The sequence below is a fragment of the Micrococcaceae bacterium Sec5.7 genome (assembly GCA_039636785.1).
Classification (GTDB): domain Bacteria; phylum Actinomycetota; class Actinomycetes; order Actinomycetales; family Micrococcaceae; genus Arthrobacter.
Genome location: CP144169.1, coordinates 1,897,462 through 1,919,246, shown reverse-complemented (window position 1 = coordinate 1,919,246; position 21,785 = coordinate 1,897,462). Strand labels below are relative to the sequence as shown.

Here is a 21,785-nt window from a genome sequence, read left to right as displayed (position 1 = left end):
TTAGACTGGAATGACGCTCGGCACGTTCGGGCATTGTTCCGCCAGGTGGCTCCAACGGGCCGCCGGTGACTAAGGGCAGTTTTCTGCCAGTCAACCCGGAGCGAATCGGACGTTGTTGTCAATCAGTTACGCAAGTACAGAATGGAACTTCCCTGTGTTCGGACATATTTCTGCCCAGGCCCAGCCGCAGGCCGGCGGCGGCATCGACATCATGACCATCCTGCTGTTCGTTATGCTTGGTCTCTTTATCTTCATGATGTTCCGCCGCAACAAAAAGACCAAACAGCAGCAGGCCACTCTGCAGTCGCAGTTCGAACCCGGCGTTGAGGTCATGACCAGCTTTGGGCTTTTCGGCCGGATCCTCTCCATCGATGATGAGAACAACAAGGTTGTTCTGGAACTTTCCCCCGGAAACGTTGCCACCGTTCACCGCCAGGCTGTCACCAAAATTGTGGAGCCTGTGGCTGAGACTTCGGCCGTCCCGGACGACGCCTCGTCGCTCACAGCCGAAGACGGCGAAAACACCGCCGCCGTCAGCGAGACCCCGGACGAAACGCTTAAGCGTCTCAACGATGAAGGCAAAAAGGACATCTAGTCCGCGCCGACGCGCCACATCCCGCTAAGCAACAACCTCTACGGATGCGGGCAGCCGCCGGTGTGAGCGACACAGCTCATGCCGGTGGCTCCTCCGTAAATAATAGAAAGATCCACAATGGCACGAACTGGCCCCAAAAACTCAGCCCTCAGGGTGCTGGTCTGGCTTGGCGTAATCATCGCCGTCCTGACCGCTGTCCTTGCCGGCGGCAACATGGCAGGGCAGGCCAGCTGGACTCCCAAGCTTGCTCTGGACCTCGAGGGCGGCACCCAGATGATCCTGGCGCCCAAGGTTGAGGGCGGTTCGGACATCAACGAAGATCAGCTCAACCAGGCCGTGGCAATCATCCGCCAACGTGTGGACGGCTCCGGTGTTGCGGAAGCTGAAATCAGCACGCAGTCGGGCCGCAACGTTGTGGTGAGCCTCCCGGGTACTCCGTCCAAGGAAACCCGGGCATTGATCCAGGCGTCGGCGGACATGAATTTCCGCCCTGTTCTGGCCGCCGGTGCAGGCGCAGCCGTTCCCAAGGAGTCACTGACTCCTGCGGACAAGCTGCCCAAGCCCACTGCTGCGCCCGCCAACAGCAGCGACTCCAACTGGATCACGGCCGCGGTCTACAAGAAGTACGAGGCCCTCGACTGCGACAACCAGTCCCAGGACAAGCAGGAACGCTCGGACCCGGCCAAACCACTGGTTACGTGTGAACCTGCCGCGGACAAGAGCCCGGCGATCAAGTACATCCTTGGACCCGTTGAGGTCAAGGGCACCAACATTGTCACTTCGTCATTCCAGCTGCAGCAGGGCGCACAGGGTGCTGTCACCAACGAGTGGGCTGTCAACATCCAGTTTGATAGCGAAGGCACGGCAAAGTTCAAGGAAGTCACCCAGCGGCTGAACCAGTTCTACGTCGCCGCTGGCGGTGAAGCGGGTTCGGATCCCAAGGCCCAGTTCGCAATCGTCCTCGATGACCAGGTTATTTCCGCGCCTCGTTCACTTGCTGTCATCACCGATGGCCGTCCACAGATTACGGGTAGTTTCAACGAGCAGACTGCCAAGGCACTCTCTGACCAGCTGCGTTTCGGCGCTCTGCCCATCAGCTTCGAGATCCAGAGCGACCAGCAGATTTCCGCAACCCTGGGCGGTGAGCAACTCCGTATGGGCATGCTCGCAGGTCTGATGGGGCTCTTGCTGGTGGTGGTCTACTCGCTCTTCCAATACCGGGCGCTGGGATTCGTGACCATCGCTTCGCTCGTTGTGGCCGGTGCACTGACATACCTTGCCATTGGCATCCTGGGCTGGACGGAAAATTACCGTCTCTCCCTTGCCGGGGTGGCTGGCATCATTGTGTCCATCGGGCAGACAGCGGACTCGTTCATCGTGTACTTCGAACGTATCCGCGATGAACTCCGCGAAGGCCGCGGCCTCGTTTCCGCCGTGGAAAACGGTTGGAAGCGCGCCAAGCGCACGGTCCTGGCCTCCAAGGCCGTCAACCTGCTTGCCGCCCTGGTGCTGTACTTTGTGGCAGTGGGCAACGTGCGCGGGTTCGCGTTCACCCTTGGCCTGACAGCCATTGCCGACCTCATTGTGGTGTTCATGTTCACGCATCCCACATTGCGGCTGCTGGCTCGCACCAAGTTCTTCGGTGAGGGCCACACCTTCTCCGGCCTTGATCCAAAGAGCCTCGGCGCCGTGCCCCTCTACCGCGGTGCCGGAAGGCTCCGCACGCCTGAGGACAGGCCTGCCGTGGTTCGTGCCAAGAACACCGGTGCGGCTGCTGAAGCCGAACGCCGGATGACCATTGCGGAACGCCGCCTCGCGGAAAAGCAGGAACAGCTCGCCGGTTCATCCAAGAGCGCAGCCAAGGAGGGCAAGTAATGTCCAGGTTTGCCAATTTCGGTAACGAGCTTTACACGGGCAAGCGCTCGTACAATTTCGTGGGTTCCAAGAAGATCTGGTTCCTGATCGCGGCCGTGGCCGTTGCCCTGTCCATCCTGATTCCTGTCGCCAAGGGCGGTTTCAACCTGGGCATCGAGTTCCGGGGCGGTTCCGAGTTCACTGTTTCAAACGTCAAGACCACTGATGCGGCTGCGGGCGAGAAGGCGGTGCAGGACGTTGTGGCCGGGAGCATTCCCCGCGTCGCGAATGTTGCCGGCACCACCATGCGCATCCAGACGGATAAGCTCACCGAGGACGAGACCGTCAAGGTCAAGCAGGGGCTGACCACTGCCTATGGTGTTACGGACAATGAGGTGACTTCCACATTTGTGGGGCCCACCTGGGGTGCGGATGTCACCAGGCAGGCCCTGCTGGGTCTGGTCATCTTCGTGGGAATTGCGGCAATCCTCATGGCCCTCTACTTCCGCACCTGGAAGATGTCGCTGTCGGCGCTTGCCGGCATGCTGGTGACAATGTTCATCACAGCGGGGGTTTATGCGCTGAGTGACTTTGAGGTGACTCCATCGGCCATCATCGGCTTCCTCACGGTGCTCAGTTATTCGCTGTACGACACCGTGGTGGTCTTCGACAAGATCCGCGAAAATACAGCGGATCTCGACGCCTCCACACGCCGCACATTCGCCGAAGAGGTCAACCTGGCTGTCAACCAGACATTGGTCCGTTCCATCAACACCATGATGGTAGCCATCCTGCCGGTCGGTGCCATTCTGTTCATCGGCGCCGGGCTCCTAGGTGCGGGCACGCTCCGCGACCTTTCGCTCGCACTGTTCGTGGGCATTCTGATCGGAACGGCCGCAACGATCTTTGTGGCTGCGCCCATGTACGCATGGCTGCGTCAGAATGAACCCGAACTGACGAAACAGGCCAAGCGTGTTGAACACCGCCGCGCAGAAACATCAAGTAAGACGCCGGTAGCTTCGGAAGCAGCGCCGGCCTAAGCTAATCGGACGAACGGGCCGGACGGCGTCACATACGTGACGCCGTCCGGCCCGTTCGCATTTGTGGCCGGTTATCGAAGTATCCTGCTGCGGGAATAGACTGGGATAATCAGACGGGTCGTGAGGGGTGCTTCATTGGAAGAACGTTCGGCGTCGGCGCCAGCGGCAAGCGGGGATGACACCCCCGGTCAGGGACCGCAGACTGGTCTCGTTGCTGCCGGACGCCCCGGTCCTGGTGTTCCGGTAGATAATTCCGGGGTGCGCCCTACCTTTCCCGGCCGCCGTGAACGCACCCGTTCCAGGTTGGCGCGCCTGACCGGCCGCGGGGCCCCCACCTACTCACCCATCCTTGAACCACTGCTCCGGACCGTGCGGGTCAACAACCCCAAAGAAGACTTCGAGCTCATCCAGCGGGCTTTTGTGGTGGCGGAGGAAAGCCACCGCGGGCAGAAGCGCAAGAGCGGGGATCCGTACATCACCCACCCCGTGGCCGTTGCCACGATTCTGGCGGAACTGGGTCTGTCCGGCACCACGCTGGCGGCGGCGCTGCTGCATGACACGGTGGAGGACACGCCTTATACGCTGGCGAGTCTGAAAGCTGAATTCGGGCCGGAAGTGGCCATGCTGGTTGACGGGGTCACCAAGCTGGACAAGGTCAGCTTCGGCGAAGCCGCCCAGTCTGAGACAGTGCGCAAGATGGTTGTGGCCATGGCCAAGGACATCCGCGTTCTGATGATCAAGCTCGCTGACAGGCTGCACAACGCGCGCACCTGGCGATTCGTCTCGGCCGAATCGTCCGCCCGGAAGGCCCGCGAAACCCTTGAGATTTTTGCCCCGTTGGCCCACCGGCTGGGCATGAACACCATCAAATGGGAACTTGAGGATCTTTCCTTCGCGGCACTTTACCCGAAGGTGTATGAGGAGATCGTCCGCATGGTGGGGGACAGGACCCCCGAGCGGGAAAAGAGCCTGAGCGTCATCCGCAACCAGATCGCCGACGATCTGCGCATGGCAAAGATCAAGGCCACCATCACGGGACGTCCGAAGCACTACTACTCGATCTACCAGAAGATGATCGTCCGGGACAAAGACTTCGATGACATCAATGACCTCATGGGAGTACGCGTCCTGGTCGATTCTGTCCGGGACTGCTATGCGGCACTGGGCACCATGCATTCGCGCTGGAATCCCCTTCCGGGGCGGTTCAAGGACTACATCGCAATGCCCAAATTCAACATGTACCAGTCGTTGCACACCACAGTGATCGGCCCGGGCGGCAAACCTGTTGAAATCCAGATCCGCACCCATGAGATGCACCGGCGGGCCGAATACGGTGTTGCCGCGCACTGGAAATACAAGGACCAGCCCAACCGCACGGCGGCCGGCCCCGGCAGCCCCCGTGACGGGGACATGGGCTGGCTTCGTTCGCTGGTTGACTGGCAGCAGGAGACATCGGACCCGGGCGAGTTTCTCGATTCCCTGCGGTTCGAAATCAATGCCCGGGAGGTTTTCGTTTTCACCCCCAAGGGCGAGGTCATGGCCCTGCCGGCCGGATCAACCCCAGTGGACTTCGCCTATGCCGTGCACACCGAGGTGGGCCACCGCACCATTGGCGCCAGGGTTAACGGAAAGCTTGTTCCGCTAAACAGCGAACTGAACCACGGCGACTGGGTGGAAATCTTCACCTCCAAGGCAGAAGGCGCCGGTCCCAGCCAGGATTGGCAACATTTCGTCAAGAGCGCCCGTGCGCGGAACAAGATCCGCCAATGGTTCAGTAAGGAACGGCGCGAAGAAGCCATTGACCGCGGCAAGGAGCTGCTGACCCGGGCCATGCGGAAGCAGAACATGCCACTGCAGCGGCTGATGACCCATGACGCACTGGCCGCCGTTGCCGAAGACTTCAAGTATGTGGACATTTCCGGTCTGTATGCCGGTGTCGGCGATGGCCACACCTCGGCGCAGTCAGTGATGGAAAAGCTCGTTGAAAGTCTGGGCGGCAAGGAAAGCCCCGATGACGACCTCACCGAAGTCAGCATCCCCACCCAGGTCAGCAAGACCAGGTTCTCCGATTCCGGTGTGGTGGTCCGGGGCGTGGGCGACGTCTGGGTCAAACTGGCACGTTGTTGCACCCCGGTACCGCCGGATCCGATCCTTGGTTTCGTCACCCGCGGTTCCGGGGTTTCTGTGCACCGGACCGACTGTACAAACGTCTCAGACCTTAAGGATCAGCCCGACCGGATTGTTGACGTCGACTGGGCGCCAACCCAGTCCAGCGTGTTCCTTGTGGAGATCCAGGTGGAAGCACTGGACCGCAAGTCCCTGCTCTCGGATGTAACGAGGATCCTGTCCGAGAACCACGTGAATATCCTGGCCGCCAGCGTCCACACCTCAAATGACCGGGTGGCCATTTCCAAGTTCGCATTCGAGATGGGCGACCCCAAGTACCTGAGCCACGTTCTGAGCGCTGTCCGGCGGATCGACGGTGTGTTCGACGTCTACAGGACGACCGGCAACCGGCGCCGAAGCTAGCAGCGCGAGTTTTTCGAGGGCTGCCCTTTTGTGCGGCACCCTCGGTGTTGATTCCACCGCCAGGGTCAGCAGGCGCAGCCGGACGTCCAGTTCCGGCCGTGCCAGCAGCTCGCGCAAGGCCGGTATGGCGCGCTCGGCCTCCACATGGAGCGCGATGTCCAGAGCAGTCCGCAGAGGGCTTGAGACCATCAGCCCACCCAGGCTGACAACGTCAAACGGACCCAGCCGGACTTCATGGAGAGTGCAGCCCCGCGTGGAGCGGAGACTGGATATCCGGCGCTTGGAATCGACCAGAAGCGCCAGCCGGTCAGGCTCCCGCGCGCATCCGTAGATCCATGCCGCCGTCATCCTTCCTGCCACCACACGCTGGCGGATGGCCGGGGGAACTGCGAAGGCGGCTGCACGCGCCCGCAGCTGCGGGGTGGCAGCCGTACCGGGAATGGTGTAACCGCGCTGGTACAGCTGCGTCAGCACGCCGTCGGACGCCATTGACTGGAGCTCCGGCCACGAGAACAGGGCCCCGGGGGAGTAAAGATCAAGATGCTGTGCCGGGAGGACCGGACTGCGGAGAAGCGCCTCAGCCGGATCTGCTGCCGGGGGATGCCGGGACGTTGTTGCCATTGTGCAATCTTGCCGTGGCGGCGCCAAACGAGTACAGGCCCTGCCCCGGCTATGTGGATAACCGGAACAAGGCCTGAAACGTCGGCAGGAAATCACCGGGGAAGCCGGAGATTGCCGCTTGTGCCGGAGTCTAGGAGAGCTCGCTGGCAGAGCGCTGGATCTGGTCCAGCCAGGCCTGCCGCGCATCGAGTGCTTCCTGCGCGGCCTTGATCTTGCGCTGGTCACCGGCCTTCTCAGCCTTGGCGAGATCGTCCTTGAGCCCGGCGATCGCGGACTCGAGCTGGGACAAGGCACTGTTGGTGCGGGCCTTGGTCTCGGGATTGGAGCGCTGCCAGTTTTCGTCCTCGGCGTGACGGACTGCATCCTCCACCTTGCGAAGCCCAGCCTCAATACGGCCCATGTCGCCACGCGGAACCTTGCCGGCTTCCTCCCAGCGGTCGCGGATGGACTGCAGGGACTTCTTGACGCTGGCCAGATCCTTGATGGGCAGGAGCGCGTTCGCTTCCACGAGAAGGGCTTCCTTCACGGTCAGATTAGCCACGTACTCCTGCTCAATCTCGTCATTGGCAGCCTGGCGAGAGGTGAAGAAGACATCCTGGGCGGCGCGGAAACGCGCCCAGAGAGAGTCGTCGTCCTTGCGGCTGGCACGAGGTGACGCCTTCCATTCATCCATCAGACGGCGATACTCGCCTGCTGCGAAGCCCCAGTCAGTCGAGGAAGACAGCGCCTCAGCCTCGGTGATGAGTTTTTCCTTGGCGGACTTGGCGGCTGAGTTGTTGCTGTCCAGCTGGGAGAAGTAGGCCCGGCGGTGACGGTCAAAAACGGTGCGCGCGGCCCGGAAGCGCTTCCACAATGCATCCTCGTTACTGCGGCCAAGCCTGACGCCGCTCTTCTGGGCTGTTTTCCAGCTTTCGAAGAGTTCGTTCATCCGTGCGCTGGAAGTCTTCCACTGGACCTGCGAGGGGTCGTGGCCGGAGATTTCCTCCGCCTCGGCCACGATCGCCTCACGCGCCGCCAGCTCTGCGGTGCGGATGGCGTCATGCTCGGCCTTTTCCGACTTTTCAAGGTCAGTGATCTGCGCGGACAGTGTGTCGAGCCGGGTTTCGGCTGAGCGGATATCGCCCACCATGTTCCGTTCGGCAAGCTGCTCACGCAGATGAGTGACCGTTTTCTGCATGTCCGTGCTGGGAGCCTTGGACCCTACGCGCTGTTCCAGCAACACAACCTGCGCCACGATGTCATCGTATTTCCGGGCGAAGTATCCCAGTGCCTCGTCATTGCTGACATCGGGGTACTGGCCTACCGGGTGCTCTTTACCATCGATGGTGAGGAACACATGGCCGTCCCCCTCCACCCGGCCCCACCGGGCTGCCTCAGCCAGGGACGTGGCGGAAGGAACCGGCGCGGGTGCTGCAACAGGTGCGGCTGCACCTGTCTTGGGCCGGGCAGCGAAAGCCGACGGCGAAGGTGCCGCAGGGCGCGGAGCCGGAACCGGCTTCGGCGCATCCGAAACAGACGGCACTTCAGGGGACGGCGCCGAAGGGTACGCAACAGCCGTAGGAGACGGCGCAGTAGGAGCGGCTGGAGCAGGCGTGGATGGTTCAGCAGCTGGTGCCTCAGCGGCTTCCGTTGCCGGCGCCGCCGTTTCTGCGGCCGACGTTTCAGGCTCTGCCGTTTCCAGCTCTGCCGGGGTGTCCGATTCAGGCACGGCCTCGGCTTCCACGGGAGGTTCGGCCACGGGAGCTTCAACTCCCGTTTCGGGTTCAGCCTGAACCGCGGCTTCCGCGGGAGCTTCGGCCACAGCTACCTCGACGACGGCTTCAGGTTCCGCCGGCGTTACCGTCGCGGGGGATTCCTCGGTGCCTGCTTCTGTTTCGGTTTCTGCGCTTTCAGACGCTGCCTCTGCACCGTCGGCCACGGGGGCCTCACTCTCGGTCAGGTTGGCTGCTGCTGATGTTTCGTCGGATTTCTGACTGTCTGTCACCGCTAAAAGTCTTTCGCTTGGAGGGAAATACTCACGTAATGCACCCGCGGCCACAAGGGCCGGGGCTGGCTACTTCAGAGAGAACGAGTCTATCGTGACTGGTTCCACAGGTGCGCCGTCGGTGGCGTTTTCGCCTGTCTTTATGCCAGCCGCAGCGATCTTGGTCACTACGTCCAGGCCTGATGTCACCTTGCCCACCACCGTATATCCCCCGGCAGCATCGGCGGGAATCACGGTGTCCTTGTAGACAATGAAGAACTGGGTCCCGTTACCATAGGCGTTTCCGCCGGTCCGGGCCACGGCAATGGTCCCGGCCGGGTACTTGTTGTCTTGGGGCGTGTTTTCCAGTGGCCCCCAGTTGTAGTCCGGATCGCCCTGGCCGTCACCGGTCTTGGAGCCGCATTGCAGGACGCCGAAGGTCTCGCCGGTGGTGAGCCGGTGGCAGTCGATGCCTTTGTAGTAGCCATCGTCGGCCAGCGACTTAAACACCGCCGCGGCCTGTGGGGCTTTGGTGCCGTCCATTTGGACGGCGAGGGTGCCGCTGTTCAGCTTGAGTTCGCCCTTGAACACCCTCCCGGCTGCTGTTTCCGGCTTGGGGATGTTGGCGCCGTTGGTAGCGGCTGCCGACGGCGTTGCTGACGGGGACGGGCTGGTCAACCCGGCTTCCGCCGCGACGAATTCGTCTTCGGTGGGGTTCCCGGCAAACGAGGTCAGCTGGAGGACGACGGCGAGAATCACCGCTGCTGTGCCGGCGCCTACGGCGATGAGGTTGTCCCTCTTCCGGCGCTTTTCCTGGTCCCGGCGCAAATCGCGCTTTGCTTCCATCTGCTGGATGCGTCGCTTGGCTTCGCGCGCACCTCGTGAACTGGCCGCCAAAAGTCCTCCTGGTTGTAAGGCTGGGTACCGGAAAGCGCCTGCGGCGGTGGCCGGTGTGCAGCAGCAAAAGCGGCAGGTGCCCATGCGGCCGCCTCCCGTATTAGAGATGCAGGCGGCTAAAGCATAAACTGACTGCCGCACATAGTTTATGCATGACTGGCTGGACTCCCGCCGTTGCCGCCCCGTTTCGGCGCGGAATAGCAGCGAAGCCTCCGGCCACCGCTTACTTGAGGAGAAACTCCACCATGGCACGCACAGCCTCTCTGTCCGGATTCCCCGAGTGGCTTCCCGAGGAGCGGCAGGTGGAGCTGCACGTGCTGGACACCCTGCGCCGGATTTTCGAGCTGCACGGCTTTGGCTCCATTGAGACTCGAGCCGTTGAAACCGTGGGACAGCTGCTCCGCAAGGGCGAGATCGACAAAGAGGTGTACGGCCTCCGCCGGCTCCAGGACGACGACGGCGGCTCAGCGGAGAAAGCCGGCAAATCGGATCCGAACGCCCTGGCCCTGCACTTCGACCTGACAGTACCGTTTGCGCGTTACGTGGTGGAAAACGCCGGATACCTGGCATTTCCATTCCGCCGGTACCAGATCCAGAAGGTGTGGAGGGGCGAGCGTCCGCAGGAGGGGCGCGCCCGCGAATTCACCCAGGCTGATATCGATGTGGTGGGCGACGGCGAACTGCCGTTCCGCTACGACGTCGAGATCGTGCTGGTCATTGCCGAGGCCCTGAATGCCCTGCCCATTCCCGATTTCAGGCTGCGGATCAACAACCGCAAACTCGCCGAAGGTTTCTACCGGGGAATCGGGCTAACGGACACTGCCGGTGTTCTTCGCAGCATCGACAAGCTGGAGAAGATCGGCGCCGCAAGGGTGGCGGAGCTCCTGAAGACCGAACTCGGCGCCACCGAGGAGCAGGCGCAGGCCGCCCTGAAGCTGGCGGGTATCCGTACCGAGGACACCTCGTTTGTGGCCCAGGTCCGTGCGCTGGGTATCACCAACGAACTGCTCGAGGAAGGATTGGACGAGCTCGAACAGGTGATAGAGGCTGCTGTTCAGCGTGCGCCCGGCAAAGTGATTGCGGATCTGAGCATCGCCCGCGGCCTGGACTATTACACCGGAACTGTTGTGGAGACAGTGCTCGTGGGCCACGAACAGCTGGGCTCCATCTGCTCGGGCGGGCGCTACGACGCGCTGGCGAGCAAGGGGAACCGCAAGTTCCCCGGCGTCGGTCTGTCCATCGGGGTGACCCGGCTGGTTTCGCGGATCCTCAGCCAGGAGTTTGCCCGCGCCTCACGCTCGGTGCCTGCTGCTGTGCTCGTCGCACTCAGCACGGACGACAGCTGGGGTGCAGCGCAGGACGTCGCTGCCCAGCTGCGGAGCCGGGGCATTTCCACCGAGGTTGCGGCCAAGGCGGAGAAGTTCGGCAAGCAGATCAAATTCGCCGACCGCCGTGGAATCCCGTTCGTCTGGTTCACGGACGACGACGGCAAGCACCAGGTCAAGGACATCCGTTCCGGCGAGCAGACCGATGCGGATCCGGCGCTCTGGTCACCGCCGGCGGAGGACCTGTCCGTCCAGGTGAAGACTGTTCAGGTGGAAACGGTTTAGGAACTTACCTGCTCCGCAACCGCAGGATCAGGAAGCGCCCGGCGATTCCCGCAGCAAGCACAGCCGCCATGCCCAGGACTGACACCGGCGGCAACGTGACGGCCAGAAGGAGGCAGCCAGCCAGGCCGAGGGCGTTCAGCCACTTCGGCGCGTAGCCCGGGCGTTCGGCAAGGGTGAAGGCGGCGGCGTTTGTCACGGCGTAATACAACAGCACACCAAAGCTGGAGAACCCCACCACCGTCATGACGTCGGTGGTCAGCAACAGTACAATCACCACAGCGGCAACCGAGATTTCAGCAATGAAAGGCACCGTGTGCCGGCCCCCGACTCGGGCAAGCTGACCCGGCAAGTCCCGCTCCCGCGCCATGGCCATGGTTGTCCGGCCCACTCCTGTGATCAGGGCGAGCAGAGCGCCCAGGCACGCAGCAGCAGCCCCGGCCTGAACCAGCGGCGCACCGGCGCTGAACTGCGAGTGCGTCACGGCATCAAGCAGGGGTGATGCTGACTCGGCCAGCCGGCGGGTGGTCAGGTGGGTCATCAGGAGCAGCGCCAGCACAACATAGATTCCAAAGGCAGCCGCGAGTGCGGTCATGATGGCGCGTGGGATGGTCCTGGCAGGATCCCTGACCTCTTCCCCCAGAGTGGCTATGCGCGCGTAGCCGGCGAAGGCAAAGAACATCAGGCCGGCCGCGGGGAGGATGCCCCAGGCGCTGACCGCCGGGCCGTCACCTTGCCCGGTGCCCACGGGATGCGGTCCGATGATGCTGGCCACGGCCACAAATACGAGTGTGGCCAGCACCAGCCCCAGCAGGATCCGGGTCAGCAAGGCCGTACGGGTGATTCCCAGCAGATTGACGCCTGTCAGCACCACAACGCCTGCAATCGCCACAGGGGTGGCGTAGTCCGGGGCGATGTAATGCCCGAACGTCAGCGCCATGGCGGCGCAGGAGGCCGTCTTCCCGGTGATGAAGCCCCAGCCGGCAACAAAACCCGGCCATTCTCCGAGCTGCTCCCGGCCGTAGACATAGCTGCCTCCGCTCGCCGGGTATTTGGCCGCGAGCTGGGCCGAAGCCACCGCGTTGCAGTAGGCAACGGCGCCGGCCAACAGCACGGAAACCATCAGCAGGTTTCCGGCCAAGGCAGCGGCCGGGCTGAAGACCACGAATACGCCGGCTCCGAGCATCGAGCCGAGTCCAATGGATGATGCGTCCACCACGCCGAGTCTTCGCCGAAGCTGCTGGTGCTGGTTCATGGCGGGGGAGGGACCTTTCCAACGGGTAAACTCAAACGGGATCGTTCCCGCAACGATTCTATTTCAACTTCATCCTGTCTTCTTTCTGAAAGGTATGCTGTGCTGCGCACACATGACCTCGGATCCCTCCGCTCCGAGCACATTGGACAAACCGTAACCCTGGCCGGCTGGGTTGGCCGTCGTCGTGATCACGGTGGTGTCGCATTCGTCGATCTGCGTGACGCCTCGGGCGTCGCCCAGGTTGTGGTCCGCGAAGAAGAGGTCTTCCACGGCCTGCGCAACGAGTACGTCCTGCAGATCACCGGCACGGTTTCCCAGCGGCCCGAAGGCAACGAAAACCCGGCCCTGGCCACGGGTGAGATCGAGGTGATCGCGGAGACGGTAACTGTCCTGAACACCTCGGACCCGCTGCCGTTCCAGATTGACGAGCACGTGGAGGTCGGCGAGGAAGCACGCCTGAAGCACCGCTACCTGGACCTTCGCCGCCCGGGCCCCAACCGCAACCTGCGCCTGCGCTCAGAAGCCAACCGCATTGCCCGCGAACTGCTCCACCAGGACGGCTACGTGGAAATCGAAACCCCCACGCTGACGCGTTCGACGCCGGAAGGCGCCCGTGACTTCGTGGTCCCCGCCCGCCTGGCGCCGGGTTCCTGGTACGCACTGCCGCAGTCCCCGCAGCTTTTCAAGCAGCTACTGCAGGTGGGCGGCTTCGAGAAGTACTACCAGATCGCCCGCTGCTACCGCGACGAGGACTTCCGGGCGGACCGCCAGCCGGAGTTCACCCAGCTGGACATCGAAGCCAGCTTCGTGGAGCAGGATGACATCATCAGTCTCGGTGAGAGCATCGTCAAGGCCTTGTGGAAGCTGATCGACGTGGAAATCCCGACTCCGATCCAGCGGATCACCTACGCAGACGCCATGGCGCGCTACGGCTCGGACAAGCCGGACCTGCGCTTCGACCTGGAGCTGACCGAACTTACTGAATTCTTCAAGGACACCAACTTCGGCGTCTTCAAGGCACCGTATGTAGGCGCCGTTGTCATGCCCGGTGGCGCCTCGCAGGCACGCCGTGCCCTTGATGCCTGGCAGGAATGGGCCAAGCAGCGCGGCGCCAAGGGTCTTGCCTATGTGCTCTTCAAGGAAGACGGCGAGCTCACCGGCCCCGTTGCCAAGAACCTGACCGACACCGAGCGTGCAGGCCTCGCGGATGCAGTGGGCGCCAAGCCCGGTGACTGCATCTTCTTCGCGGCCGGCGAAAAGTCACCGTCCCGTGCACTGCTGGGCGCAGCCCGTGTGGAGATCGGACACCGCACCGGCCTGATCGATCCCAAGGACTGGGCTTTCGTGTGGGTGGTGGATGCCCCCATGTTCGAGCCGGCTGCCGCTGCTGTGGCTTCCGGTGACGTGGCTGTGGGCGCAGGCAAGTGGACCGCTGTCCACCATGCTTTCACCTCTCCGAAGCCGGAGTTCATGGACACCTTTGACAAGGATCCCGAATCGGCGCTGTCCTATGCTTACGACATTGTCTGCAACGGCAATGAAATCGGTGGCGGCTCCATCCGTATCCATGAGCGCGAGGTCCAGGAGCGCGTCTTTGAGCTGATGGGCCTGGACAAGGTGGACGCCGAGACCAAGTTTGGCTTCCTGCTTGAGGGTTTCAAGTTCGGCGCACCTCCGCATGGCGGCATCGCGTTCGGCTGGGACCGTGTAGTGGCTTTGCTGGCGGGTGTGGAGTCCATCCGCGACGTCATCGCCTTCCCCAAGTCCGGCGGCGGCTACGATCCTCTGACGGCTGCACCGGCACCCATCACGGCGCAGCAGCGCAAGGAAGCCGGCGTTGACTTCAAGCCCGAGGCCAAAAAGCCAGAGATTCTGAAAGTGGAAGCCAACTAGTCTGGGCCAACAAGCCAGCGTAGTACCGACTGACCTGTTGGCTCCCCGGGTGACTCCGGGGAGCCTTCAGCATTTCGAGACATCTTCAGTATTTTTTGGCATGGAGCGGACGATGACGAATCCCCTGGGGCTGGACGATCTGCTGGGGCTGGACCAGCTGGAGGTCCTGATGGACGCTGCCTGGCCGGCCGACGAACGCCACGATACGGCCGAGTGGGTGCTCCGGTCAGCGTCCGGGGTCACCCAGCGGGCGAATTCGGTGTGGCCGCGGCACGAGGCTGCGGATCGGGTGGCAGCTGCCCGTGAGGCTGCGCTCTGGTACCGCAAACGCCGCCTTCCGGTCATTTATCAGGTCCTCGATGATGCCCGTCACGGCTCCCTCAACGCGATGCTGGACGGACTGGGTTTCACCAGACAGTCAGAGACACTGATCATGACCAGAGCCATCGCGGCAGTGTACGACGAGGTGACCGCCGCGCAGGCGGATGTTCCCGCCGTCGAAATTCTTGATCAGCCTTCGGCCGAATGGCTGAGTCTGTGGTGGAGCGTAGACGGGCGGGGAGGGGACCCGGAGCTCAAGATCGCCCGCCGCATACTGACGGGCTGCCCGTCGTTGTATGCACTGGTGAGATACGACGACGGCGCTGTTGCCGCCGTCGGACGGCTCGCCCTGGTGGACGGTCACGGCGGGATCTACTGCATGGCCACTCGGCCCGAAAACCGGCGGAACGGTTATGCGCGCCAGGTTCTGGAGGCACTTCTGGATCAGGGGCGCTCCGCTGGAGTCAACAGTTTCTGGTTGCTGGTGATGGATTCCAACCCGGGCGCCCGGATGCTCTACAGCCAGGCGGGCTTCGTGGAGGCGGGCAGGTACTCCTACCGTCAGGAACGCCCCAAGAGATCCTTGAACGGCTGCTGACTGCCTGCCCGCCGATCACTTCGTCCGAGCTCCTTTCAGTGAACTCCTTGGACAACTACGGCTGGGCGTCCGTTACCTGGATCCTGACCGCGCAGAAATCCGCCGCCGCTTTTTTCATAACAGCCGCCTTGGGGTCGGGGACGTCCAGGAAAGCCAGCCTCGCCAGGGCCGAATAGTCCTTCAGCACGGGCTCGTCGAGGACAAGCTCGGCCAGGGTGCGGTCCCCGCCGGGAGCCACGTATTCGATCCCGTGCCCGGCAAAAATCCTGCCGGCATGGTCTGCCACGGCTTCGACCATCGCGTCTGCCTGATTCGCCCGACGCCGGGCGAAACGATGCTGGGACCAACCTCCGGCAGCCGTGCGCGATTGCACATGACGGGTTCCGGTCTTGGACGCGAGCACCAATCCTTCGCGGACCACCGCCACCGAATACCCGCCCCGCCGGATCAGTATCATGCCCGACGTGCGGGGTTGCGAAGCGAGGGACGCGAGCCTCGCCACGGAGTCTCCTCCCCGTCCCGGACGCCCGTCCACAGGCCAGGGCGGCTGCAGCAGCGCCACGGTCCCGTCCTCGGCACTCAGCTGCAGGCCGTCGTCGTGCTCATCCGTCTGAAGCGCTCCGTGGCTGGCACTGAAGCGCTCCACCCAGCCGTCCAGACGCGCGCCGGAAATGAAGGCCGTGCGCGTTGCCGCCGCCGGGGACCTGCCCGGGGCATGGCTATCGGTCATCAGGGCTTCCCTTGGTTGCTGCGGCGGACCGGCAGTGGTTGAAACTATGAGTAGCCTATCTATGTGGATGATCTCTTTGCCCAAGGGCCCGGAAATGACGACGACGGCGACGCTGGGCCGTCGACGGATGCCCGGTCCGGAGCAGCGGGGGTGCCGTCGCCGCGCAGTCCGCTTGCTGTCCGGATGAGACCGCGCACGCTGGACGACGTGGTGGGGCAGCAGCACCTGCTCGGCCAGGGGTCGCCGTTGAGGCAGCTGGCCGCCGGGGCGGACGCCGCCGGTCCGGCCGGGCCGAGTTCCCTGATTCTCTGGGGGCCGCCGGGAACAGGCAAAACGACGCTGGCCCATGTCATTGCCAGGGGGCCGGGCAGGAAGTTCGTTGAACTTTCGGCTATCACTGCCGGCGTCAAGGATGTCCGCCGGGTCATGGATGAGGCACTGACCGCGCGGGATCTCTACAAAACCACCACTGTTCTCTTCCTGGATGAGATCCACCGCTTCAATAAGGCGCAGCAGGACGCGCTGCTTCCGGGGGTGGAGAACCGCTGGGTGGTCCTCGTGGCAGCAACCACCGAGAATCCATCATTCTCCGTGGTGTCGCCGCTGCTTTCGCGGTCCCTCCTGCTGACACTCCGGCCGCTGACGGACGCCGACGTCGAAGGGCTGCTGCAGCGTGCCCTCACCGATGTCCGCGGGCTGAACGGGAAAATCGAGCTCAGCCCCGGGGCGCTTGCGCACCTGGTCAGGCTGTCCGGCGGCGACGCCCGGCGCGCGCTGACGGCCCTGGAGGCGGCGGCGGGGGTGGCCTTCGGGGACAGCGACGATGCAGCGGACGGCCCCGTCACTGTTGAGCTGCGGCACACCGAACGGGCACTCGATGTGGCAGCCGTCCGCTACGACCGCGCCGGCGACCAGCACTACGACGTCGCAAGCGCCTTCATCAAATCGATCCGCGGCTCTGACGTGGACGCAGCCCTGCACTATCTGGCACGCATGCTCGAAGCAGGGGAGGACCCGCGCTTCGTGGCCCGGCGGATAGTCATCTCCGCCGCAGAGGATGTTGGTATGGCAGACCCCACGGCACTGCAGGCCGCGGTGGCAGCGGCCCAGGCCGTGCAGCTGATCGGCATGCCCGAAGGCCGCATTGTGCTGGCCGAAGCCGTGGTGCACCTGGCCACGGCCCCTAAATCCAATGCAGCGTACCTCGGCATCAACAAAGCCGTCGCAGACGTCCGGGCCGGCCTGGGTAACGGCATCCCTGCGCATCTTCGGGATGCGCACTATCCGGGATCCAAGCAGCTGGGCCACGGCCAGGGCTACAAGTACGCCCATGATGCCCCGCACTCGGTGGCATCCCAGCAGTACCCGCCGGATGATCTGGTGGGCCGCGACTACTACGAACCCACGGCCAACGGTGCCGAGCGGGACATTTCGGTCAGGCTGGAGCGGCTAAGGAGGATCATCCGCGGAACCTGACCAGAGGCCCACCGTGGTAGGATTATTCGTTGTCTGGCAAGGCACGGACGCACAATCCACTCAATCCAGCACTTGATGCTGTTTTCTTGGGTTATGCCCTGCGCCCAGTAGCAAAAGGCAGCGGTTGGCCGATGCTCTCCATCGTGGAGGCCAGTAACACTGACACACCGCAGATATTGGAAGGACACCAGTGGCTAACAACACTCGTGCTCGCCGTACAGCACGCCTCTCGCGTGCACTCGGCATCGCTCTGACCCCCAAGGCCGCCAAGTACATGGAGCGCCGTCCGTACGGCCCCGGTGAGCATGGCCGTGCCCGCAAGAAGCAGGACTCCGACTACGCCGTACGTCTGCGCGAAAAGCAGCGCCTGCGCGCCCAGTACGGCATCCGCGAAGCCCAGATGACCCGTGCATTCGAAGAAGCACGCCGCACCAAGGGCCTGACCGGCGAGAACCTGATCGAACTGCTCGAGATGCGTCTTGACGCCCTTGTGCTGCGTGCAGGCTTCGCCCGCACCATCGCCCAGGCCCGCCAGCTGGTTGTGCACCGCCACATCCTGGTTGATGGCATCCGCGTTGACCGGCCGTCCTTCCGCGTCGCCGAAGGCCAGTTGGTCCACGTCCACAGCCGCAGCGAAACCATGGTTCCGCTTCAGGTTGCAGCAGCCGGCGCACACCGCGACGTCCTGCCGATGGTTCCGGCCTACCTGGACGTCAAGCTTGACGCCCTGCAGGCCCGCCTGGTCCGTCGCCCGAAGCGCTCTGAGGTTCCCGTAACCTGCGAAGAGCAGCTCGTCGTCGAATTCTACGCACGCTAAATTTTCAGCAGCGTATCCGAAGAAGCCCGTGGCAAGCGCCACGGGCTTCTTTGTATGTAAGGTACTTGGGGGAGAACCGCAGGCGGCAGGAACATTGTGGCCACGGGAAGATACTGTTCCACTGAGTTTCAAGGAGATGAACGTCTATGTCTGGTGGCGATATTGCCGGCCTGATCGCAGCCGGAGTGTTTGCCCTCCTGGTGATGCTGATGGCTGTGCCGATTCTGAAACTCGGACGCGTCTTTGATGAAGTCCGGACCTCTATCCGTTCAATCAGCGACGGCGCCGCCCCGCTGATGGACGAAGTCACAGCTACGGTTTCCACCACCAACCAGCAGCTGAAAAAAGTGGATGGAATCGCCTCCAACGTCTCGGACGCTTCCGCCAATATTTCGGCGCTGTCCTCACTCGTGGCCGCCACCGTAGGCTCGCCCCTGATCAAGGTGGCAGCATTCAGCTATGGCGTCCGCTCCGCTTTCGCCGCCCGCAAAAAGCCCGCCGCCGGCCGCCGCAGCCGCTGAACCCCGCCGGAGAACTGATATGAAACGAATTGTCTGGATGGGAATCGGCGTCGCCATCGGCGTCATCGCCTTCCGCAAGATCACCGAGGCGAAGTCGAATCTGGGCCCGGAAGGCCTGAACCGTGCAGTGGGCCGGCTGGCCGACGGCATCTACGACTTCGCCGGTGCCGTACGCGATGGCATGCAGGAGCGGGAAACCGATCTGCGTGCCGCCCTCGGAATCGACTCCCAGGACGTTGCCCGGCGCTAGCCGGGAGAGAATTAACCTGCGGAGTATCTGCACCTGCCGGTACTCCCGCCGGGATCGGCCACACAGGAATCAATCCCGCAGGAATTAAACTGTCACGCGCATTGAACGCCGTGAACCAAGAAGGGTATGTAATCAGGTTATGAAGTCGCAGGAGATCACAAAGCGCTGGGTGGACTTTTTTGTCAGCAAGGGCCATACGGCGGTTCCCTCCGCCTCCCTGGTCTCCAGTGACCCGTCCCTCCTGTTCACGGTGGCCGGCATGGTTCCTTTCATTCCGTACCTGACCGCCCGCGAAGAGGCCCCTTACAAGCGCGCAACGAGTGTGCAGAAGTGCATCCGCACCGGGGACATCGAGGAGGTGGGCAGGACCGCCCGCCACGGAACGTTCTTCCAGATGTGCGGCAACTTCTCCTTTGGTGACTACTTCAAGGAAGATGCCATCAAGTTTGCCTGGGAGCTGCTGACCAGCAGCGTTGACGACGGCGGCTACGGGCTCCCGCCGGAGCGCCTCTGGGTGACGGTGTACGAAGACGACGACGAAGCCAAGGAACTGTGGCTGAAAAACACCGGCGTCCCGGCTGAGCGGATCCAGAGGATGGGCAAGGCGGACAACTACTGGTCCACCGGCCAGCCCGGCCCCGCCGGCCCCTGCTCGGAGATCTACTACGACCGCGGTCCTGCCTACGGCATCGAGGGTGGACCGCTGGCCGATGAGGCCCGCTACATCGAGATCTGGAACCTCGTTTTCATGCAGTACCAGATCGACAACGTCCGTTCAAAGGACGACTTCGACATTGTGGGCGAACTGCCCCAGAAGAACATTGACACCGGTCTGGGCATGGAACGCCTTGCCATGATCCTGCAGGGTGTCGAGAACATGTACGAGACCGATCAGGTCCGTCCCGTGATCGACAAGGCTGCCGAGCTCTCCGGCAAGGAGTACACCTCCGCAGAGTCCGCCGAGGATCCCCACCACACGGACGATGTCCGGATGCGCGTTGTGGGCGACCACGTCCGCTCGGCACTGATGTTGATTGCGGACGGCGTCACGCCGTCGAATGAGGGCCGTGGCTACGTGCTGCGGCGCCTGATCCGCCGTGCTGTGCGCTCCATGCGCCTGCTGGGTGTGGAGCGGGCCTGCCTGCAGGAGCTGCTGCCCGAGTCGCGCGACGCCATGAAGGGCGTCTACCCGATCGTGGAGACGGACTTCGATCGCATCAGCCGGATCGCCTACGCCGAAGAGAAGGCCTTCCTGCGGACCATCGCTTCGGGAACAGCCCGGCTCGAGGACGCCGTCACTGAGTCCAAGGCTGCCGGCCGGCCGCTCTCCGGAGCGGATGCATTTGCCCTGCACGACACCTACGGCTTCCCGATCGACCTCACCCTGGAAATGGCCGAGGAAGCCGGACTTAAGGTGGACGAGCCGGAGTTCCGCAAGCTGATGCTCGAACAGCGGCGGCGCGCCCAGGCTGACGCCAAGGGCAAAAAGGGCGGTCACGCTGACGTCAGCGCCTTCCAGGAGCTGTTGGCGGACGGCGAGACCGTCTTCACCGGCTACACAGAGCTCGCAGGTGAGTCGCGCGTCCGCGGGATCCTCAGCGGTGGCCGCAAGGTGTCCCGGGCATCTACCGGTGACGAGATCGAACTCGTCCTTGCGGAGACCCCCTTCTACGCTGAGGCCGGTGGGCAGTCTGCAGACACAGGCCTCATCACAGGCGACGGCTTCGTCGTCGAGGTCCTGGACGTCCAGCGACCCATCAAGGGCCTGAGCGTCCACAAGGCGATTGTCCGCGAAGGCGAAATCGGCTCCGACGCCATGGTGCAGGCAGCAGTGGACCGTGAACGCCGTCATGCAGCCGAACAAGCCCACACCGGAACGCACATTGTGCACGCTGCCCTGCACCAGATCCTGGGACCGGATGCACTGCAGCGTGGTTCCTACAACAAGGCCGGCTACCTCCGCTTTGACTTCTCCTGGGGCGAAGGCCTCAGCACCGCCACGCGGTCTGAAATCGAAGAGGTCTCCAACATCGCCATCCGCAACAACTTCCGGGTGGACACCAAAGTGATGGGCCTCGCCGAGGCGAAGGCGCTGGGCGCCATGGCCCTCTTTGGCGAGAACTATGGGAGCGAAGTCCGCGTTGTTGAGATCGACGGCGCCTGGTCACGCGAGCTGTGCGGCGGGACCCATGTCGCCAACACCTCGCTGATCGGCAGCCTGTCGCTGCTCGGCGATCAGTCTGTCGGGTCAGGCAACCGCCGTGTCGAAGCTTTTGTGGGCATGGATGCCTTCCGTCACCTGGCGGCTGAACGCGCCCTGGTCACAGAGCTGACGGAAATGCTGAAGGTTCCCTCCGGCCTGCTCGCGGACCGGGTTGCCACGACCCTCACCAAGCTGAAGACGGCCGAAAAGGAGTTGGAGCGATTGCGCAGGGAACAGCTGACGGCCGCGGCAGCCCAGCTCGTTGGAACTGCGCAGGACGCCGCCGGCATCAGTGTCATCGCACACGACGCAGGTCAGGTCAGCGGCGCTGACGACCTCCGGGGCCTCGCACTGGACCTGCGCAACCGCCTCGGGTCAGCAGCCTCAACTGTCGCCGTGGCCGGTGTCAGCAATGACCGCCCAGTAATTCTGGTGGCCACGAACGAGGCAGCCCGTGAGGCTGGCGTGAAGGCCGGTGCGCTGGTCCGGCTGGCGGCCGGAGTTCTTGGCGGCGGCGGCGGCGGTAAGGACGACGTCGCCCAGGGCGGCGGCACGGACACCGCAAAGGTCGCCCCGGCGCTTGCCGCCGTCGTGGATGCCATTTCTCGGCGATAA

Annotated in this window: 16 protein-coding genes; 12 read left to right on the top strand and 4 right to left on the bottom strand. The window is 63.4% G+C overall.

Features of this window, described 5'->3' with window-relative positions:
• Positions 1–211: 211 nt before the first annotated feature.
• The 4 genes from yajC to V3C33_09080 all read left to right on the top strand — a co-directional run bounded on the left by yajC (position 212) and on the right by V3C33_09080 (position 6,018).
• A complete protein-coding gene (gene yajC / locus V3C33_09095; GenBank protein ID XAS69701.1) occupies positions 212–595 on the top strand; it encodes a preprotein translocase subunit YajC in 384 nt (127 codons plus the stop codon).
• Between the two features lie 117 nt (positions 596–712).
• On the top strand, positions 713–2,470 hold the full coding sequence (gene secD, locus V3C33_09090; protein XAS69383.1) for a protein translocase subunit SecD: 1,758 nt from the start codon (positions 713–715) through the stop codon (positions 2,468–2,470).
• Positions 2,470–3,489: a protein translocase subunit SecF gene (gene secF / locus V3C33_09085; GenBank protein XAS69382.1), complete on the top strand. Its 1,020-nt coding sequence runs from the start codon at positions 2,470–2,472 to the stop codon at positions 3,487–3,489. The genes secD and secF overlap by 1 nt, the downstream gene beginning before the upstream one ends.
• A gap of 135 nt (positions 3,490–3,624) precedes the next feature.
• Positions 3,625–6,018 (top strand): bifunctional (p)ppGpp synthetase/guanosine-3',5'-bis(diphosphate) 3'-pyrophosphohydrolase, encoded by a 2,394-nt coding sequence (locus V3C33_09080; protein XAS69381.1) that lies wholly within the window; start codon positions 3,625–3,627, stop codon positions 6,016–6,018.
• A 751-nt stretch (positions 6,019–6,769) separates the two neighbouring features.
• Here the strand turns inward: V3C33_09080 and V3C33_09075 are convergent.
• Positions 6,770–8,347 (bottom strand): DUF349 domain-containing protein, encoded by a 1,578-nt coding sequence (locus V3C33_09075; protein XAS69700.1) that lies wholly within the window; start codon positions 8,345–8,347, stop codon positions 6,770–6,772.
• Positions 8,348–8,692: 345 nt separating this feature from the next.
• The gene (locus tag V3C33_09070) at positions 8,693–9,499 is read right to left on the bottom strand and encodes a peptidylprolyl isomerase (GenBank protein ID XAS69380.1); all 807 of its coding nucleotides are present in this window, start codon (positions 9,497–9,499) and stop codon (positions 8,693–8,695) included.
• A gap of 245 nt (positions 9,500–9,744) precedes the next feature.
• On the opposite strand from V3C33_09070, the gene hisS reads away from it, so the two are divergent.
• Positions 9,745–11,109 (top strand): histidine--tRNA ligase, encoded by a 1,365-nt coding sequence (hisS, locus tag V3C33_09065; protein XAS69379.1) that lies wholly within the window; start codon positions 9,745–9,747, stop codon positions 11,107–11,109.
• 4 nt (positions 11,110–11,113) lie between these two features.
• On the opposite strand, the gene V3C33_09060 is transcribed toward hisS, so the two are convergent.
• A complete protein-coding gene (locus V3C33_09060; protein XAS69378.1) occupies positions 11,114–12,361 on the bottom strand; it encodes an APC family permease in 1,248 nt (415 codons plus the stop codon).
• A 99-nt stretch (positions 12,362–12,460) separates the two neighbouring features.
• Here V3C33_09060 and aspS point away from each other — a divergent pair, with 99 nt between their 5' ends.
• On the top strand, positions 12,461–14,254 hold the full coding sequence (gene aspS / locus V3C33_09055) for an aspartate--tRNA ligase (GenBank protein ID XAS69377.1): 1,794 nt from the start codon (positions 12,461–12,463) through the stop codon (positions 14,252–14,254).
• Between the two features lie 112 nt (positions 14,255–14,366).
• On the top strand, positions 14,367–15,173 hold the full coding sequence (locus V3C33_09050; GenBank protein ID XAS69376.1) for a GNAT family N-acetyltransferase: 807 nt from the start codon (positions 14,367–14,369) through the stop codon (positions 15,171–15,173).
• A gap of 55 nt (positions 15,174–15,228) precedes the next feature.
• Here the strand turns inward: V3C33_09050 and V3C33_09045 are convergent, their stop codons facing one another.
• Positions 15,229–15,903, bottom strand: a complete 675-nt coding sequence (locus V3C33_09045; protein ID XAS69375.1) for an acVLRF1 family peptidyl-tRNA hydrolase — start codon at positions 15,901–15,903, stop codon at positions 15,229–15,231.
• 63 nt (positions 15,904–15,966) lie between these two features.
• Between V3C33_09045 and V3C33_09040 the strand changes: the two genes are divergently transcribed.
• The 5 genes from V3C33_09040 to alaS all read left to right on the top strand — a co-directional run bounded on the left by V3C33_09040 (position 15,967) and on the right by alaS (position 21,785).
• Complete coding sequence (locus V3C33_09040; GenBank protein ID XAS69374.1) at positions 15,967–17,379, top strand: replication-associated recombination protein A; 1,413 nt, start codon at positions 15,967–15,969, stop codon at positions 17,377–17,379.
• 190 nt (positions 17,380–17,569) lie between these two features.
• Entirely contained in the window at positions 17,570–18,196 is a 627-nt protein-coding gene (gene rpsD / locus V3C33_09035) for a 30S ribosomal protein S4 (protein ID XAS69373.1), read from the top strand.
• Between the two features lie 146 nt (positions 18,197–18,342).
• Entirely contained in the window at positions 18,343–18,717 is a 375-nt protein-coding gene (locus V3C33_09030) for a DUF948 domain-containing protein (protein XAS69372.1), read from the top strand.
• Between the two features lie 19 nt (positions 18,718–18,736).
• On the top strand, positions 18,737–18,967 hold the full coding sequence (locus tag V3C33_09025) for a hypothetical protein (GenBank protein XAS69371.1): 231 nt from the start codon (positions 18,737–18,739) through the stop codon (positions 18,965–18,967).
• A 139-nt stretch (positions 18,968–19,106) separates the two neighbouring features.
• Positions 19,107–21,785, top strand: a complete 2,679-nt coding sequence (gene alaS, locus V3C33_09020) for an alanine--tRNA ligase (GenBank protein XAS69370.1) — start codon at positions 19,107–19,109, stop codon at positions 21,783–21,785.

What these genes read in the sequence shown, in the direction of transcription:
- yajC (XAS69701.1), top strand. Translation starts at nt 212, where the DNA reads ATGACCATCCTGCTGTTCGTTATGCTTGGTCTCTTTATCTTCATGATG.
- secD (XAS69383.1), top strand. Translation starts at nt 713, where the DNA reads ATGGCACGAACTGGCCCCAAAAACTCAGCCCTCAGGGTGCTGGTCTGG.
- V3C33_09025 (XAS69371.1), top strand. Translation starts at nt 18,737, where the DNA reads ATGAAACGAATTGTCTGGATGGGAATCGGCGTCGCCATCGGCGTCATC.
- V3C33_09030 (XAS69372.1), top strand. Translation starts at nt 18,343, where the DNA reads ATGTCTGGTGGCGATATTGCCGGCCTGATCGCAGCCGGAGTGTTTGCC.
- alaS (XAS69370.1), top strand. Translation starts at nt 19,107, where the DNA reads ATGAAGTCGCAGGAGATCACAAAGCGCTGGGTGGACTTTTTTGTCAGC.
- secF (XAS69382.1), top strand. Translation starts at nt 2,470, where the DNA reads ATGTCCAGGTTTGCCAATTTCGGTAACGAGCTTTACACGGGCAAGCGC.
- V3C33_09060 (XAS69378.1), bottom strand. Translation starts at nt 12,361, where the DNA reads ATGAACCAGCACCAGCAGCTTCGGCGAAGACTCGGCGTGGTGGACGCA.
- V3C33_09045 (XAS69375.1), bottom strand. Translation starts at nt 15,903, where the DNA reads ATGACCGATAGCCATGCCCCGGGCAGGTCCCCGGCGGCGGCAACGCGC.
- V3C33_09050 (XAS69376.1), top strand. Translation starts at nt 14,367, where the DNA reads ATGACGAATCCCCTGGGGCTGGACGATCTGCTGGGGCTGGACCAGCTG.
- hisS (XAS69379.1), top strand. Translation starts at nt 9,745, where the DNA reads ATGGCACGCACAGCCTCTCTGTCCGGATTCCCCGAGTGGCTTCCCGAG.